Source organism: Microbacterium sp. LWO14-1.2, from assembly GCF_038397715.1.
GTDB lineage: Bacteria > Actinomycetota > Actinomycetes > Actinomycetales > Microbacteriaceae > Microbacterium.
The window spans coordinates 611,146-626,043 of record NZ_CP151633.1 but is presented as its reverse complement, the minus strand read 5'-3'; the positions used below and the strand labels follow the sequence as shown (position 1 = coordinate 626,043).

Genomic DNA, 14,898 nt, shown 5'->3' with positions numbered 1-14,898 from the left:
CCGACGCCCGCATGACGGGGTAAGTAGGCTGGGCTCATGCTGCTCGACCTCACCGCGTCATCCCTCGACCTGACCCGCGCGATCTGCGACATCCCCAGCGTCTCCGGCGACGAGAAGCCGCTCGCCGACGCGATCGAGGAGGCCGTGTCCGGCTACGCCCACCTCGAGGTGATCCGCCACGGGAACACGATCGTCGCGCGCACGGCCCTGGGCCGGGCGCAGCGCGTCGCGATCGCCGGGCACATCGACACCGTGCCGATCAACGGCAACGTCCCCACACGCGACGTCGACATCGACGGCGTCCCCCACCTGTGGGGCCGAGGGACCGTCGACATGAAGGGCGGTGTCGCGGTGCAGCTGAAGCTGGCCGCCGAGCTCACCGATCCCGCTGTCGACATCACTTGGATGTGGTACGACAACGAGGAGGTCGAAGCCTCGAAGAACGGACTGACGCTGCTCGCCGCCGAGCGCCCCGATCTGTTCCAGGCGGACTTCGCGATCCTCGGCGAGCCGTCGAACGGCGAGGTGGAGGGCGGATGCAACGGCACGATGCGTGCGATCGTGCGCACGTCCGGAGTGCGCGCCCATGCAGCCCGCGCGTGGATCGGCGAGAACGCGATCCACCGTGCAGCGCCCGTCCTCGCGAGGCTCGCGGAGTACCGCGCGCGGGAGGTCGCGGTCGAGGGTCTGCTCTACCGCGAGAGCATGAGCGCCGTCCGCATCACCGGCGGCGTCGCCGGCAACGTCATCCCTGACGCGTGCGAGATCGAGGTCAACTACCGCTTCGCCCCCAGCAAGTCGGCGGCGGATGCCGAGGCCCACATCCGCAACCTGCTCGCAGGCTTCGACGTCGAGATCACGGATGCCGCCGAGGGCGCCCGTCCCGGTCTCGATGCCCCGATCGCGAAGGAGTTCGTCGCCGCGGTCGGCGCCGAACCGCGCCCGAAGTACGGATGGACCGACGTCGCGCGCTTCTCCGCCCTCGGCATCCCCGCGGTGAACTACGGGCCGGGCGACCCTCATCTCGCCCATCACGACGAGGAGCGCGTGCCCGTCGCGCAGATCGAGGCCGTGGAGCGAGGGCTGCGTACGTGGCTCAGCTCGCGCTGACGCTCGCTCGGCGGTGGGCGCGCACCCCCGTGCCCCTCAAGATCGCCGTGATCTACCTCGCGGCGAGGGCGGTCACGACCGCTCTCATGATCGCCGCCGCCCTGCAGTCGACCTCGCTCTCGCGCTTCGGCGCCGATCCCGGCCTCGGCGACTTCGTCGTGGGATGGGATGCGCAGTGGTACTGGCTGGTGGCGGAGGAGGGCTACCCGTCGACGCTCCCGCTCACGGACTCCGGCGACGTGGCGGAGAACGCCTGGGCGTTCATGCCCGTGTTCGCGTACGCGGCGAAGGGCATCGGGTTCCTCCTCGGACCCTGGGGAGCGGGCGCGCTCCTGCTCTCTTTCGCTGCCGGGTACCTCGCCTGCCTCGCTCTGCACCGGCTCCTGCGAGACCGGATCGGGCGCACCGCCGCACTGTGGGCGGTCACGTTCTTCGCCTTCGGGCCGCTGGCCGCGATGTTCCAGGTGGGCTACGCGGAGACGCTGTTCCTGCTGCTGCTGTTCCTCGCGCTCGACGCCACGATCCGACGCAGATACGCGTGGCTCTACCTGCTCGTGCCCGTCATGGCGTTCACGCGTCCCGGCATCCTGGCGTTCGCGCTCTACCTCGGGCTCCACGGCATCCTGCGGTTCCTGCGCCGCCGCGAGGACCCGCTCCGGCCGAGCGAGACGGCGCACATCGTGGCGCTGGGAGCGCTCGCCGTGGTCTGCGGCTTCGGCTGGCAGGTCATCGCGGGCGCCGTCACCGGCGACCCCGGCGCCTACCTCGCGACCGAGCTCGCGTGGCGCCGCCTCTGGATCGTCGGGGGAGTGGAGGGGTTCATCCCCTTCGAGGGCTGGGTGCAGGCGTCGTCGTTCTGGTTCGCGCAGTGGGGCCTGCCCACCGCGTGGGGGCCCGTCGCCCTCGTGCTGCTCGTCGTCGCGCTCGCGGCCGCACTCCTTCTCGTGCCGCAGGTGCGCCGCGTCGGCGCCGACCTGAGGCTCTGGAGTGCGAGCTACCTGCTCTATCTGCTCGCGGTGTTCTTCCCGCAGTCGAGCACGTTTCGCCTGCTGCTGCCGCTCAGCCCGCTGTGGGGAGCGGTCGCCGTCCCGCGTTCCCGGCTGTGGCGACTCGGCGTCCTCGTGCTCTGCGTGCTCGGCCAGTGGGTCTGGATCTTCCACGTCTACGCGCAGGGGAACACGTTCTGGCAGGTCCCGTGAATGTTAACGCGTGATTGCATTTCTTCTCAGCGGACATCCAGGTCTCGGTTGCACCCGATAAACTGATCGCATACCACCGGAGGAAAAGGAGCCCACGATGGCAGCGATGAAGCCGAGGACCGGAGACGGACCGATGGAGGCCGTGAAAGAAGGGCGCCTCATCATCGTGCGTGTCCCGCTCGAAGGCGGCGGCCGCCTGGTCGTGTCCGTGAACGACGCTGAGGCGAAGGAGCTTCACGACGTGCTGGCTGCCGTCGTGGCGCCGGCCTGACCGAACTCCGGTCCGCTCGACGCGGACCACCGAAAAGGGCGACGGAGAGATCCGTCGCCCTTTCTCGTCCGTGCGGGGTCGCCGTCGGTCGTGGTCGAGGTGCTCAGTCGGTGGCGACGCTGACGAGCTGCAGAAGTCCCTCGCCGGCCGACGAGACCGTTGCGAGGACGGCAGGCGATTCCTGCGTCTCCTGGATGAGGGAGCGGAACGCCGTCGTGACCGCATCGCGCTGCACGGGGTCGGCGACCTTGCCGCCGACGAGTACGCGCGGGACGAGGACCATCCCACCGGTGCGCACCAGGCGCAGACCGTGCTCGACGTACTCGATCACGTTCTCGGGGTCGGCGTCGACGAGGACGATGTCGTAGGAGGCCTCGTTCATGCGGGGGAGCACGTCGGCCGCGCGGCCCGTGATGAACCGCGCCTTGGTGGCGGGGATGCGGGCATCGGCGAACGCCTGCCGTGCTGCGGCCAGATGCTCCGGCTCGTTGTCGATCGACGTGAGGACGGCCTGCGGCGCTCCACGCAGCAGCCAGAGACCGGAGACGCCCGCGCCGGTGCCGATCTCGACGATCGACCGGGCGCCGGTCGCCGCGGCCAGCACGGCGATCTGCGAGCCGACCGCGGCGCTCACCGGGGCGGCGCCGAGCTCGACGGCGTGGGCACGAGCGCGGGCGATCGCGGATGGCTCCACGATCGACTCGCGGATGAAACGTGCGTTCGCATCGTTCTCGCTCATTGCCCTGATTCTCCCGACTGAGGTCTGTGTGTTCCCAGCGTATGCGCTCGGCGTGCGGCAGGCGGGCAGGCGCGGCGGTAGCCTGGACAGATGCAGTTCGGGATCACGTTCGAGAAGCTGCTGCTGATCGGTCTGATCGCTGTTCTGCTCGTCGGACCTGAGCGGCTGCCTCGCTATGCCGAGAGCGTGGCGAAGCTCGCCCGCCGTGCCGGCGAGTTCCTTCGCGACACGCGCTCGCGAGTGCGCGACGAGATGGGCCCCGAACTCGACGACGTCGACTGGCGCAAGCTCGACCCCCGCCAGTACGACCCCCGACGCATCATCAGGGACGCGCTGTTCGAGGACGACAGGACCCCGGCTCCCACCCCCAGCGCCGGAGTGGTCGCGGAACCCGCGGTGGTCGCGCCGAAGAAGCCGACTGTGCGACCGGACTTCTCCGTCGACAGCCCCCCGCCGTACGACCCCGAGGCGACCTGAGCCGACCGGCGGTCCGGGCGTTCAGCCGATGCGGTCGCTCAGCCGATGCGGTCGCGCAGACGCGCGACGTCGTCGTCGGTGAACACCGCGCGCGGTACCGCGGTGACGGCGGATGACCCCTGCACGCGCAGGATGACCGCGTCGCTCCCCACACGCATGCCCTGGAACGTCTCGTACGGGATCACGGAGACCCGGCGATCAGCGCCGATCTGCAGGTCCTCGTCGTTGAGCCGAGCCCAGACGACCGTGCCCGGCGGCATCGCGGTGCGCACCGCTCGCCGCGCCCCCGACACCGTCGTGCCGATCGCCACGGCCATGAGCGCGACGCTCGCGAGCGGCAGCCAGCCGGCGGACCCGGAGTCGCCGACGCCGGCGCCGGCCGTGAGATTCAGGATGCTGAGCACGAGGCTCGCCGCCAGCGCGACCCACATGACGACCGCCCAGGGCCGCGTGAGGCCGTAGACAGCGGCGTCGCGGGCCATGCGGCGCACGAGGGACTCCGAGACGGTGACGGTCACGACGGGCCGACCGTCATCGGGAGCGAGCGACCGGAGAGACCGCGGCCCTGACGCGCGAGCGTGCGGGCGAGGTCGCGGATCGCGACGGCCGCGGCATCCGTTCCGTCCGTCAGCACGATCGGAGCGCCCGCGTCGCCGCCGGCTCGCAGCGCGGGGCTGAGCGGGATCGAGGCGAGCAGGGGCGCGGGGGCGTCGTCGGAGAGCGCGGCGGCGACGGCCGCTCCGCCGCCCGAGCCGAAGAGGTCCATGACAGAGCCGTCGGGCAGCGTCAGCGGGCCCATGTTCTCGACGACCCCGATCACGCGCTGCCCGGTCTGGCGCGCCACCAGCCCGCTGCGGATCGCGACATCGGCCGCTGCCGTCTGCGGTGTGGTGACGACGAGGACCTCGGCGTGCGGCAGCAGCTGTCCGATGGAGATCGCGATGTCACCGGTGCCCGGCGGCATGTCGATCAGCAGCACGTCGAGGTCGCCGAAGAAGACGTCGGTGAGGAACTGCTGCACGGTGCGGTGGAGCATCGGACCGCGCCACGCGACCACGGCCTCGCCGTCGCGGAGGAACATGCCGATCGAGATGGTCTTCACCCCATAGGCGACCGGCGGCAGCATGAGGTCGTCGATGCGTGTGGGCTGGGTGCCGGCGGGGATGCCGAGGAGCCCGGGGATGGAGAAGCCGTGCACATCGGCGTCCACGAGCCCGACGGCGAGGCCCTGATCGGCCAGCGCCACCGCCAGGTTCGCGGTGACCGACGACTTGCCGACGCCGCCCTTGCCGCTCGACACGAGGATCACGCGGGTCAGCGAGTCCGGCCCGAAGGGCATCTGGCGCGGTGGGCGGCCGTCGCGCAGCTTCTCGGTGAGGGCCTTGCGCTCGGCCGGGGTCATCACCCCGACCTCCACGTCGACCTCGTCGACTCCGGCAACGGAGACCGCCGCCGCGCGCACATCCGCCTCGATGCGGGCCGCGGCGGGGCAGCCCACGATCGTCAAGACGATGCCGACCTGCGCGCGCGCACCCTCGACCGCGATGTCGCGCACCATGTCGAGGTCGCCGATGGGGCGGCGCAGCTCAGGGTCGGTCACGGCCGAGACAGCCGCGCGGACGGCGTCGACCGCGGTCATGAGGTGGCGCGGCTGTTCGCCCGCCGCTCCTCGGGGGAGTCCTCGTGGTCGCCGAGCTCCGCCAGCAGGGCCTTCAGCTCCTGCCGCAGCACGTCCCGCGTGACGACCTGACTGTTGCGCTCCTCGAGGGACATGCGCAGCGCCACGATCTCGCGGGCGAGGTACTCGGTGTCGGCGAGGTTGCGCTCGGCGCGCTGCCTGTCCTGCTCGATCTGCACGCGGTCGCGGTCGTCCTGACGGTTCTGCGCGAGCAGGATCAGCGGTGCGGCGTAGGACGCCTGCAGAGAGAGCATGAGAGTCAGGGCGGTGAAGCCGAGCGCGGCGTCGTCGAAGCGCAGGCCATCGGGCATCAGGGTGTTCCAGCCGATCCACAGCACGCAGAAGAGGCTCAGGATGACGAGGAACGCCGGCGTGCCCATCGCTCGGGCCACCCATTCCGTGAACCGGCCGAAGCGGTCGCGGGACGTCGACCGGGGGCGGGAGGCGCCGCGCCCCAGCGGGGCGTCGAGCTGGGGCGAACGGCTGCGGGAGCGGGCCATCATCCCACCTCCTTCTTCGCGGGTGCGGGCTGCTGCACGCTGTCATCGGTGTCGTGCGTGCGCCAGTCGTCGGGGAGGAGATAGTCGAGGACGTCGTCGACGCTGATCGCTCCGACGAGCCGATGCGCGGCGTCGATCACGGGGAGCGAGACGAGGTCGTAGCTCGCCAGCATCCTCGCCACCTCGGCCGCGGACGCCGTGACGGGCACCGGCTCCAGACTGTCGTCGACGATGGCGCCCAGCCGCTCGTGCGGCGGGTAGCGCAGCATCCGCTGGAAATGCACCATGCCCAGCAGACGCCCGGTCGGCGTCTCGAACGGCGGCAGCGTCACGAACACCGCGGCGGCCAGCGCCGGATGCAGCTCGTGGCGGCGGATGAGCGCGAGGGCCTCGGCGACCGTGGCGTCGGCGGAGAGCACGATGGGCTCCGGCGTCATGAGACCGCCCGCCGTGTCGGGGCCGTAGCGCAGCAGCATCCTGACGTCCTCGGCCTCCTCCGGCTCCATGAGCTCGAGGAGCTGCTCGAGGCGGTTCGGCGGCAGCTGTGCGAGCAGGTCGGCGGCGTCGTCCGGCTCCATCTGATCGAGGATGTCGGCGGCGCGCTCGTCGCCCAGTCGGTCGAGGATGTGCACCTGCTCGTCCTCGGGCATCTCCTCGAGGGCGTCGGCGAGCCGATCGTCGGAGAGCTCCTCGGCGACCTCGATCATGCGCTGCTGCGGCAGGTCGAGGAGCGTGTTGGCGAGGTCGGCGGCATGCAGCTCGGAGTAGGACGCGACGAGCTGCTCGGCCGACTGCGCCTCTCCGGGGGCGCGCTGCTCGGCGACCTCGCTCCACGCCGCGAACGTCGTCGGGCCCTTCGCGAACGGCGACGCGCTCGTCTTCGGGCGGCGCAGGAACAGCTGGCTGATCGCCCACTCGCCGAGACGGTTGGGCTCGATCGCGACGTCTTCGATGACGGCGTCGCCGCTGCCGTCGACGAGGGTCACGCGGCGTCCGAGCAGCTCCGCCAGGATGCGCACCTCACCGGCGCGCGGCGAGAACCGGCGCACGTTGATGAGGCCGGTCGTGATGACCTGGCCGGAGCGGATCGACGTGACGCGTCCGATCGAGAGGAACACCTGACGGCGACCGGGGATCTCGACGACGAGACCGATCACGCGCGGTGCGGCGGTACTTCGGTACACGATGACGACGTCACGGACCTTGCCGAGCCGGTCGCCCACGGGGTCGAAGACGGCGCAGCCTGCCAGGCGCGCGGCGAATACCCGTTGTGTGCTCACCCATCCAGCGTAGTCCGCGAGACGCCGGGGGAGAGCGGTGCGCCGACCCGCGGAGACGGCTGCTCGGAGCGCGCCGAAAGGACGGCGTGGGAGAATGGCCGGATGAGCATGCTGAACCGTCCGGCCGACAGTCGCGACGAGGGAGAGATCGTCGCCTCGACCCGCGATTACGAGGGCGCGCAGAAGACCGTCTCCAAGCTGATCGCCCAGGAGGTGCCGGCGCGGGACATCGCGATCGTCGGGCAGAACGTCCGCACGGTCGAGCGCGTCACCGGACGTCTCGGCTACGCCGCTGCCGCGCGCTCCGGTGCCATCAACGGCGTGCTCATCGGACTCTTCCTGTCGGCCATCCTCGTGCTCGGCAACCCCGAGGTGCCGATCCAGCTCTTCGTCGGCTTCGTCTTCATCGGCGTCGCGCTCGGCATGCTGCTGAGCCTCGTGACCTACGCGATCGTGCGGCGACGCCGCGATTTCGCCAGCGTCACGCAGTTCGCGGCGGACCACTACGAGGTCCGTGTCCAGGCGACCTCGCTCGCCAAGGCCCGGCAGGTGCTCGGCGCCGTGCGCCCCGCGACCGTGCGCCCGCCCGTCAACCTCGATGAGCCGCCGAAGTACGGCGAGCGCATCCCGACCGGTGGCCAGCCCACCCCACCGCCGACCGCCCCCGAGGCGCCGTCCGCGAAGCCGGGTGAGGGCGACGCCCCCGCCGCCGATCCGGTGATCCCGCCTCGTCCCGCCGATCCCGTCGCGCCGCCCGTCGACGCCCCCGGCAGCGACGCGCCCGGCAGCGACGTGCCGGGCAGCGACGTGCCGGGTAGCCCGAAGCCGGAAGGCGCGTGATGGGCGCGCACTTCCCGCGCCCGCGCGTCTGATGGTCGACGTCCGCGTCGTCCTGCCGACGGGGGAGACCATCGTCTCGGCCGACTGGGCGGGCGACGGCGACACGGTCGTCGCGATCGCGCACGGGGCCGGCACGGGCAAGGACCACCCGTTCCTCACCGGCTTCGCCGATGCGCTCAACGACCTCGGGTTCACGACGCTGCGATTCAACTTCCCCTACGTCGAGCAGGGGCGACGGATGCCGGGTCCTGCCGCGCACGCGATCGCCACGTGGGAGGCCGTCCTCGCCGAGGTCCGTGAGCAGCGTCCGGACGCGGAGGTCTGGGCGGCGGGGAAGTCGTACGGCGGACGTATGGCCTCGATGGCCGTGGCCCAGGGGCTGGCGGTCGGCCGGCTCGTCTACCTGGGCTATCCGCTGCACGCACCGGGGAAACCGGAGAAGCCTCGAGCGGAGCACCTGCCGGAGATCGCGGTGCCGCAGCTCTTCGTGGAGGGCACGAACGATCCGTTCATCCATCCCCTCGCACAGTTCGACGAGGTCGTGGCGACCTGCCAGGACGCCCGCGTCGTCTGGATCGACGGCGGCGGCCACACCTTCGAGGTCAGAGGGCGCAAGAGGCCGGCCGACGAGATCGGGGCGTCTCTCGCGCCGATCGTTGTCGAGGCCGCCCGAGATCAGGACCGCACCCCGTGATCAGGAGTCTCCGGAGGGATCGTCCTGATCTCGGTGCGGTGTCCTGATCTCGGGGACGCGAGACTCAGGCCTGCACGCGCGCGATCCAGGCCTCGACCTCGTCGGCGGTGCGGGGGATGCCCGCCGACAGGTTGACGGGTCCGTCCTCGGTCATGAGGATGTCGTCCTCGATCCGCACGCCGATGCCGCGGTACTCGGCCGGCACGGTGAGGTCGTCGATCTGGAAGTAGAGCCCCGGCTCGATCGTGAAGACCATTCCGGGAGCGAGGATGCCGTCGTAGTACATCTCGCGACGCGCCTGCGCGCAGTCGTGCACGTCGATGCCGAGGTGGTGCGAGGTGCCGTGCACCATGTAGCGACGGTGCTGACCGCCGGCATCCGCATCGAGCGCCTCCTGAGCCGTCACCGGCAGCAGGCCCCACTCGGCGACGCGGGCGGCGATGACCTTCATCGCGGCCTCGTGCACCTCGCGGAACCGCACCCCGATGCGGGCGGCGGCGAAGGCGGCGTCGGCGGCCTCGCGCACGGTCTCGTACACGCGGCGCTGCACCTTGGAGAAGGTGCCGGAGACCGGGAGGGTTCGTGTGATGTCGGCCGTGTACAGGCTGTCGGCCTCGACGCCGGCGTCCACGAGGATGAGGTCTCCCGGCACGACCGTGCCGTCGTTGCGCGTCCAGTGCAGGTAGCAGGCGTGCGGGCCGGACGCGGCGATCGTGTCATAGCCCTCGCCGTTGCCGTCCTCACGGGCGCGGCGGTGGAAGACACCTTCGACGACGCGCTCGCCGCGGGCGTGCGAGACCGCGTCGGGGAGGGCGCGGATGATGTCGTCGAAACCCTGCGCGGTGATGTCGACGGCGCGGCGCATCTCGGCGATCTCGTAGTCGTCCTTCACGAGACGCAGCTCGGAGACGACGCGGGTGAGGTCCTCGGACTCGTCGAGCACGAGCGAGCCATCGACCTCGGTGTACTCGTCGAGGTGCGCGGTGGCGATGTCGAGGTCGGCGGCGACCCCGGCGAGAGAGGGGCGCGGTCCGATCCAGAACTCGCCGACCGTCGCATCGGCGTAGAACTCGGTGGTCGTGCGGTCCGCGCGCTCCCGGAAGTAGAGGGTGACGTCGTGGCCGTCGTCGGTCGGCTCGAAGACCAGCATCGAATCCGGCTCCGAATCGGCGGCCCACCCGGTCAGGTGCGCGAAGGCGGAGTGCGCGCGGAACGGGTAGTCGGTGTCGTTGCTGCGCTGCTTGAGCGACCCGGCCGGGATCACGAGGCGCTTGCCGGGGAAGGCGGCCGAGACGGCGGCGCGGCGGGTGGCGGCGAAGGCGGCCTGCGGGCGCGCTGTCGGGAGGGACTCGGGGCGGTCCGCCCATCCGGTCGAGATGGTGTCGAGGAAGCCGCGGGGGAAGGGCTGCTTGCGGTTGGTGGTGCTGTTCTCGACCGGGGTCTCGACGGCGGGCTCTGCGATCGTGTCGCGCTCTGCGGTGCTCATCCCTCCAGTCTGTCACCTGCTCGGCGGCGGAGGGATGTCAGCCGGCGGGCTCCAGCTGCACGACCAGACCGCGGTGGTCGCTTCCCCCGGCGTCGTCGATCACGAGCGAGCCGGTCGGCGTCCAGTTCGGGGAGGCCATGACGTGGTCGATCGGCGCGCTGAGGAGTGCGGGGAGCGAGCTCGGCCATGTGCCGCTGAGACCGTTGCCCGTGCGCGATGCGACGTCGCGGCAGTACCCCATGTCGCCTCCGTCGACGCCGAGGCCCGCCATGTGGTCGACGGTCGCGTTGAAGTCGCCCGCCAGCACGAAGTTCCCCTCGGGGCACTGATCGGCGATCCAGCGCAGATCGCTGCTCCACTGCTCCATCTCCTCCATGCGCGGAGCGACCGCATGCACGGCGACGATCGTGGGACCGCCGGCGTTCCCGCCGACGGGCATCAGCACGGCGCTCGGCACGGAGCCGGTGTTGCTCGATCCGTCCTCCGACGATTCGATCACCGAGTACTCGCCGAGCTCGGGGGAGACGAGCACGGTCGTGTGCCACGACTTCGGGCCGTCGACGACATCGGGCTTGAACTGCACGTGGTGCACCCACATCGGGTGCCCCTGCTCGCGCAGCATGACGGCGATCTGCTCGCCCACGGCCTCGGTGGTCTCGGGGAGAGCGACGATGTCGGCGCCCTGGTCGAGGATCTGCTGTGCGATCTCCTCCGCCGAGACCGCGTCGCCGGCCGTGTTCCAGGTGAGCACGCGGATGCTGGTATCGGTCGCTGCGGGGAGGGTGCCGGTTCCGAAGCCACGCGTCATGCCGACCACGCCCGTCGCGCCGGCACCGAGGAGCGCCACGATGAGGACGGAGGCCGCGAAGCCGCGCAGCGGCCGGGCGAGGAGCAGGAGGAGCGCGAGCACCGCGACCACGAGGAACACGCCGAGCACCAGGCCGCGGGCGGCGACGATCTGGGCGAACGGCCAGGTCTGCTCGAGGTGGAAGAACTGCGGCCACACGACGATCGCCGTCGCGATCGCGAGCAGCACCGTGAACAGGATCCCCAGGAGTCGTAGCATCCCGTCCAGCCTAGGAGCGGTCGCTGTGAAGTCCCTGCCGCGGGCCCGCGCGTCTCGGGGGCTCCGCCGCTCGGTACGCTCGGAGGATGGCCGCTCGCTCCCACCGCTTCGCAGGTCCCGCCGACCTGCACCTGCACTCCAACCACTCGGACGGCACGGAGTCGCCCGCCACGGTCATGCGGCAGGCTCACGCGTACGGTGTGCGGACCGCCGCTCTCACCGACCACGACCGCACCACGGGCTGGGACGAGGCCGGCGCCGCCGCGGCCGACCTGGGGATCACGTTCCTCCCCGGGATGGAGCTCTCAGCCAAGCACGAGTGGCGCAGCGTGCACGTGCTGGGATACCTCTTCGACCCCGCGCACCCCGGGCTGACGGCCGAGACGGAGCGCATCCGCGGAGACCGCATCGGTCGCGCGGAGAGGATCGTCCGCAGCATCGGTCGCGACTACGACCTGCACTGGGAGGACGTGGTCGCGCAGACCACTCCGGATGCGACGGTCGGCCGGCCGCACATCGCCGACGCGCTGGTCGCCCGGGGCATCGTCCGCGACCGCACGGAGGCCTTCGACGGCATCCTGCACCCGCGGGAGGGATACTACGAGCCGCACTACGCCCCGGACCCGCTCACCGCGGTGCGGCTCATCACGGAGGCCGGCGGGGTCGCGATCATCGCGCACCCCGTGACGGCGGGGCGCGACCGCATGATGCCCGTCCCGTTCATCGAGCGCCTCATCGACGCGGGACTCGGCGGATTCGAGATCGACCACCGCGAGAACACCGAGGCGGGCAAGCGGACCCTGCGGCGGATCGCGGCCGATCACGACCTCATCGTCACCGGCTCGAGCGACTACCACGGCTCGGGCAAGCCCAATCTGCCGGGGGAGAACACGACGTCCGACGAGATGGTCGCCCGGCTGATCGAGCGCGCGACAGGCTCCTCGCCGCGCTATCCCTGACCCGCACCGCAGCCGACTCGGATCTCACGGCGAACTGTCGAGGAGCGCGGATACGCTTCACGGCATGCAGAGAGCGACGTCCCTCGAGCAGCGCATCGACGCGATCGCTCACCGCATCCTCCGCGACGCCTCCGATCGCGGCGTCCGCGCGGGGCTCGTCGAGTTCGCCGTGTTCGTGCTCAAACAGGCCTGGGCCTGCGTGTTCGGAGCGCTGCTGCTGGTCGCGATCGTCGCGGCGCGGCTCTGGTACCCCGACGACGCAGCGCTCGCGCGCAACGACGTGCTCACGATCGCCGCGGTCCTCATCCAGATCGGGATGCTCGTGTTCCGCCTCGAGTCGGGGCGCGAGCTGTGGGTCATCGTGCTCTTCCACCTCACCGGCACGGTCATGGAGCTCTTCAAGACCGACGTGGGGTCGTGGGCCTATGCCGCAGACGGCATCCTGCGCATCGGCGGCGTCCCGCTCTTCAGCGGCTTCATGTACGCGGCCGTCGGGTCGTACATGGTCAGGGTCTACCGTCTCTTCGACCTCGGCTTCACGCGGTACCCGTGGCGCTGGCTCACGACCGTCCTCGCGGCGGCGATCTACCTCAACTTCTTCACGCACCACTGGTGGTGGGACGCACGATGGGTGCTCCTCGCGGGCGTGGCGATCGTGTGGCTGCCGACCGTCATGCACGCGCGGGTCTGGCGACGGACGATCCGATTGCCGCTGCTCGCTGTCTTCGCCGGGGTCGCCGTCTTCATCTACCTCGCCGAGAACATCGGGACGTGGGCCGGGGCGTGGGCGTACCCCGACCAGGTCGTCGCGTGGCAGCCGGTGTCGCTGAGCAAGCTCAGCTCCTGGTTCCTGCTCATGATCATCTCGGTCGTGATGGTCACGTGGGTCTACCCGCCGCGAGCGCCTGGGCGTCGTCCGGCGACGACGGAGGGGGCGGATGCCGTAGCATCCGCCCCCTCGGAGGTCGTGTCGGGTGGAGTCGATCAGGCGCCGGCGACCGGTGCCGCTCCGGCACCCGAACCGCCGCGACGGCGACGGCGACGGCGAGCGGGCGCCGGCTTGCCGTCGTGATGCTCCTTGCCCGCGCCGTCGTGCGTGCCCGCACCCTCGGCACTGCGGTCGGCGGATGCGGACGAGCCGCCATCAGCGCCCGTGCTCTCGGTCGCGCCTTCGGCGAAGGTCGATCCGACCTGAGCTGATCCGCCGCGACGGCGGCGACGACGACGCGTGCCGCCCTCCGAGGCGCCCTCTGCTGCGGCATCCGCTGCCCGTTCGGGGCGCGGGGCGCGAGCCGGCTTCTCGGTCTTGGGCGCCGAGACGAGGCGGCCCTTCGTGCCGGCGGGGATGTCGAGGTCCTCGTACAGGTGCGGGCTCGACGAGTAGGTCTCCAGCGGCTCCGGCTGGCCGAACTCGAGCGCGCGGTTGATGAGGGCCCACTTGTGCAGATCCTCCCAGTCGACGAAGGTCACGGCGATGCCGGTCTTGCCGGCCCGACCCGTGCGACCGGCGCGGTGGAGGTACGTCTTCTCCTCGTCGGGGATCGTGTGGTTGATGACGTGGGTGACATCGTCGACGTCGATGCCGCGGGCGGCGACGTCGGTCGCGACCAGGACGTCCTTCTTGCCGGCCTTGAAAGCGGCCATCGAGCGCTCGCGCTGGTCCTGGCCCATGTCGCCGTGCACGCCGCCGACGTTGAAGCCGCGGTCGCTCAGCTCGTCGACGAGGCGCTGCGCCGCGCGCTTGGTGCGCGTGAAGATCACGGTCTTGCCGCGGCCCTCCGCCTGCAGGATGCGCGCGATGACCTCGTCCTTGTCGAGCGAGTGCGCGCGGTACACGAGGTGCTTGATGTTCGCCTGCGTGAGACCCTCGTCGGGGTCGTTGGCGCGGATGTGGATCGGGTTCGTCATGAAGCGGCGAGCGAGAGCCACGATCGGGCCGGGCATGGTCGCCGAGAAGAGCTGGGTGTGGCGGACCGCCGGGACCTTCTGGAAGATCTTCTCGATGTCGGCGAGGAAGCCGAGGTCGAGCATCTTGTCGGCCTCGTCGAGCACGACCTCGGTCGCGTTCGAGAGGTCGAGCAGGCGCTGACCGGCGAGGTCGATCAGACGACCGGGCGTGCCGACGACGATCTGCGCGCCGGCCTTCAGCTGGTCGATCTGGCCCTCGTACGCCTTGCCGCCGTAGATCGCCACGACGCTGGTCGAGCGGTTGCTGGTGAGCAGGTCGATGTCCTCGTACACCTGCACCGCGAGCTCGCGGGTCGGCACGACGATGAGTGCTTTGACGCCCGGCTCCGGGTTCTGGCCCAGGCGCTGCACGACCGGGATGCCGAAGCCGAAGGTCTTGCCCGTGCCGGTCTTGGCCTGGCCGATGATGTCCTGGCCGGGGAGGCCGAGGGGGATGGTCTGCTCCTGGATGGGGAAGGCGTCGACGATGCCCTTGGCGGCGAGTGCGTCGACGATGTCCTGATCGATTCCGAGATCAGCGAAGGTAGTCAATGTTCAGATGCCTGTCCGGCGACCTGCGAGGATCGCCACGTTTCACGGATCCACGCCGTCTCATGTGCCACAGGCGCGGGCCCCGCTCCGACGGCGGGGA

At 70.9% G+C, this 14,898-nt stretch carries 16 protein-coding genes; 8 read left to right on the top strand and 8 right to left on the bottom strand.

What is annotated here, in order from left to right:
- Positions 1–36 precede the first annotated feature (36 nt).
- The 3 genes from dapE (at position 37) to MRBLWO14_RS03070 (ending at position 2,580) form a co-directional block, all read left to right on the top strand.
- Positions 37–1,110, top strand: coding sequence for a succinyl-diaminopimelate desuccinylase (gene dapE / locus MRBLWO14_RS03080; RefSeq protein WP_341935003.1), 1,074 nt, complete (start codon positions 37–39; stop codon positions 1,108–1,110).
- A complete protein-coding gene (locus MRBLWO14_RS03075) occupies positions 1,092–2,309 on the top strand; it encodes a hypothetical protein (protein WP_341935002.1) in 1,218 nt (405 codons plus the stop codon). The genes dapE and MRBLWO14_RS03075 overlap by 19 nt, the downstream gene beginning before the upstream one ends.
- Positions 2,310–2,406: 97 nt before the next feature.
- Positions 2,407–2,580 (top strand): DUF3117 domain-containing protein, encoded by a 174-nt coding sequence (locus MRBLWO14_RS03070; protein WP_017203323.1) that lies wholly within the window; start codon positions 2,407–2,409, stop codon positions 2,578–2,580.
- A gap of 103 nt (positions 2,581–2,683) precedes the next feature.
- Here MRBLWO14_RS03070 and MRBLWO14_RS03065 read toward each other — a convergent pair whose 3' ends face one another.
- On the bottom strand, positions 2,684–3,319 hold the full coding sequence (locus MRBLWO14_RS03065; protein WP_341935001.1) for a class I SAM-dependent methyltransferase: 636 nt from the start codon (positions 3,317–3,319) through the stop codon (positions 2,684–2,686).
- A gap of 90 nt (positions 3,320–3,409) precedes the next feature.
- Here MRBLWO14_RS03065 and MRBLWO14_RS03060 point away from each other — a divergent pair, with 90 nt between their 5' ends.
- A complete protein-coding gene (locus MRBLWO14_RS03060) occupies positions 3,410–3,796 on the top strand; it encodes a Sec-independent protein translocase TatB (RefSeq protein ID WP_341935000.1) in 387 nt (128 codons plus the stop codon).
- Between the two features lie 38 nt (positions 3,797–3,834).
- On the opposite strand, the gene MRBLWO14_RS03055 is transcribed toward MRBLWO14_RS03060, so the two are convergent.
- From MRBLWO14_RS03055 to MRBLWO14_RS03040, 4 genes are read right to left on the bottom strand one after another with little or no spacing between them, the layout of a single operon-like run.
- A complete protein-coding gene (locus MRBLWO14_RS03055; RefSeq protein WP_341934999.1) occupies positions 3,835–4,314 on the bottom strand; it encodes a YcxB family protein in 480 nt (159 codons plus the stop codon).
- Complete coding sequence (locus MRBLWO14_RS03050) at positions 4,311–5,435, bottom strand: Mrp/NBP35 family ATP-binding protein (protein WP_341934998.1); 1,125 nt, start codon at positions 5,433–5,435, stop codon at positions 4,311–4,313. Before MRBLWO14_RS03050 ends, MRBLWO14_RS03055 begins: the two co-directional genes overlap by 4 nt.
- On the bottom strand, positions 5,432–5,974 hold the full coding sequence (locus tag MRBLWO14_RS03045; protein WP_341936148.1) for a DUF1003 domain-containing protein: 543 nt from the start codon (positions 5,972–5,974) through the stop codon (positions 5,432–5,434). The genes MRBLWO14_RS03050 and MRBLWO14_RS03045 overlap by 4 nt, the downstream gene beginning before the upstream one ends.
- Entirely contained in the window at positions 5,974–7,254 is a 1,281-nt protein-coding gene (locus MRBLWO14_RS03040) for a CBS domain-containing protein (protein WP_341934997.1), read from the bottom strand. The genes MRBLWO14_RS03045 and MRBLWO14_RS03040 overlap by 1 nt, the downstream gene beginning before the upstream one ends.
- Positions 7,255–7,356: 102 nt before the next feature.
- Here MRBLWO14_RS03040 and MRBLWO14_RS03035 point away from each other — a divergent pair, with 102 nt between their 5' ends.
- Both MRBLWO14_RS03035 and MRBLWO14_RS03030 read left to right on the top strand, forming a co-directional pair.
- Positions 7,357–8,094, top strand: a complete 738-nt coding sequence (locus tag MRBLWO14_RS03035) for a general stress protein (RefSeq protein WP_341934996.1) — start codon at positions 7,357–7,359, stop codon at positions 8,092–8,094.
- Positions 8,095–8,125: 31 nt separating this feature from the next.
- Positions 8,126–8,788 carry an alpha/beta family hydrolase gene (locus tag MRBLWO14_RS03030; protein ID WP_341934995.1) on the top strand — a complete coding sequence of 221 codons (663 nt, stop codon included), beginning with the start codon at positions 8,126–8,128 and terminating at the stop codon, positions 8,786–8,788.
- Positions 8,789–8,852: 64 nt separating this feature from the next.
- Here MRBLWO14_RS03030 and MRBLWO14_RS03025 read toward each other — a convergent pair whose 3' ends face one another.
- Positions 8,853–10,274 (bottom strand): aminopeptidase P family protein, encoded by a 1,422-nt coding sequence (locus tag MRBLWO14_RS03025; RefSeq protein ID WP_341934994.1) that lies wholly within the window; start codon positions 10,272–10,274, stop codon positions 8,853–8,855.
- Between the two features lie 37 nt (positions 10,275–10,311).
- Positions 10,312–11,340 carry an endonuclease/exonuclease/phosphatase family protein gene (locus MRBLWO14_RS03020; RefSeq protein WP_341934993.1) on the bottom strand — a complete coding sequence of 343 codons (1,029 nt, stop codon included), beginning with the start codon at positions 11,338–11,340 and terminating at the stop codon, positions 10,312–10,314.
- Between the two features lie 86 nt (positions 11,341–11,426).
- Between MRBLWO14_RS03020 and MRBLWO14_RS03015 the strand changes: the two genes are divergently transcribed.
- Together MRBLWO14_RS03015 and MRBLWO14_RS03010 are read left to right on the top strand one after the other, a co-directional pair.
- Complete coding sequence (locus MRBLWO14_RS03015; RefSeq protein ID WP_341934992.1) at positions 11,427–12,299, top strand: PHP domain-containing protein; 873 nt, start codon at positions 11,427–11,429, stop codon at positions 12,297–12,299.
- Positions 12,300–12,363: 64 nt separating this feature from the next.
- Entirely contained in the window at positions 12,364–13,371 is a 1,008-nt protein-coding gene (locus tag MRBLWO14_RS03010; protein ID WP_341934991.1) for a DUF817 domain-containing protein, read from the top strand.
- On the opposite strand, the gene MRBLWO14_RS03005 is transcribed toward MRBLWO14_RS03010, so the two are convergent.
- Entirely contained in the window at positions 13,284–14,798 is a 1,515-nt protein-coding gene (locus tag MRBLWO14_RS03005; protein WP_341934990.1) for a DEAD/DEAH box helicase, read from the bottom strand. The genes MRBLWO14_RS03010 and MRBLWO14_RS03005 overlap by 88 nt on opposite strands.
- Between the last annotated feature and the right edge of the window lie 100 nt (positions 14,799–14,898).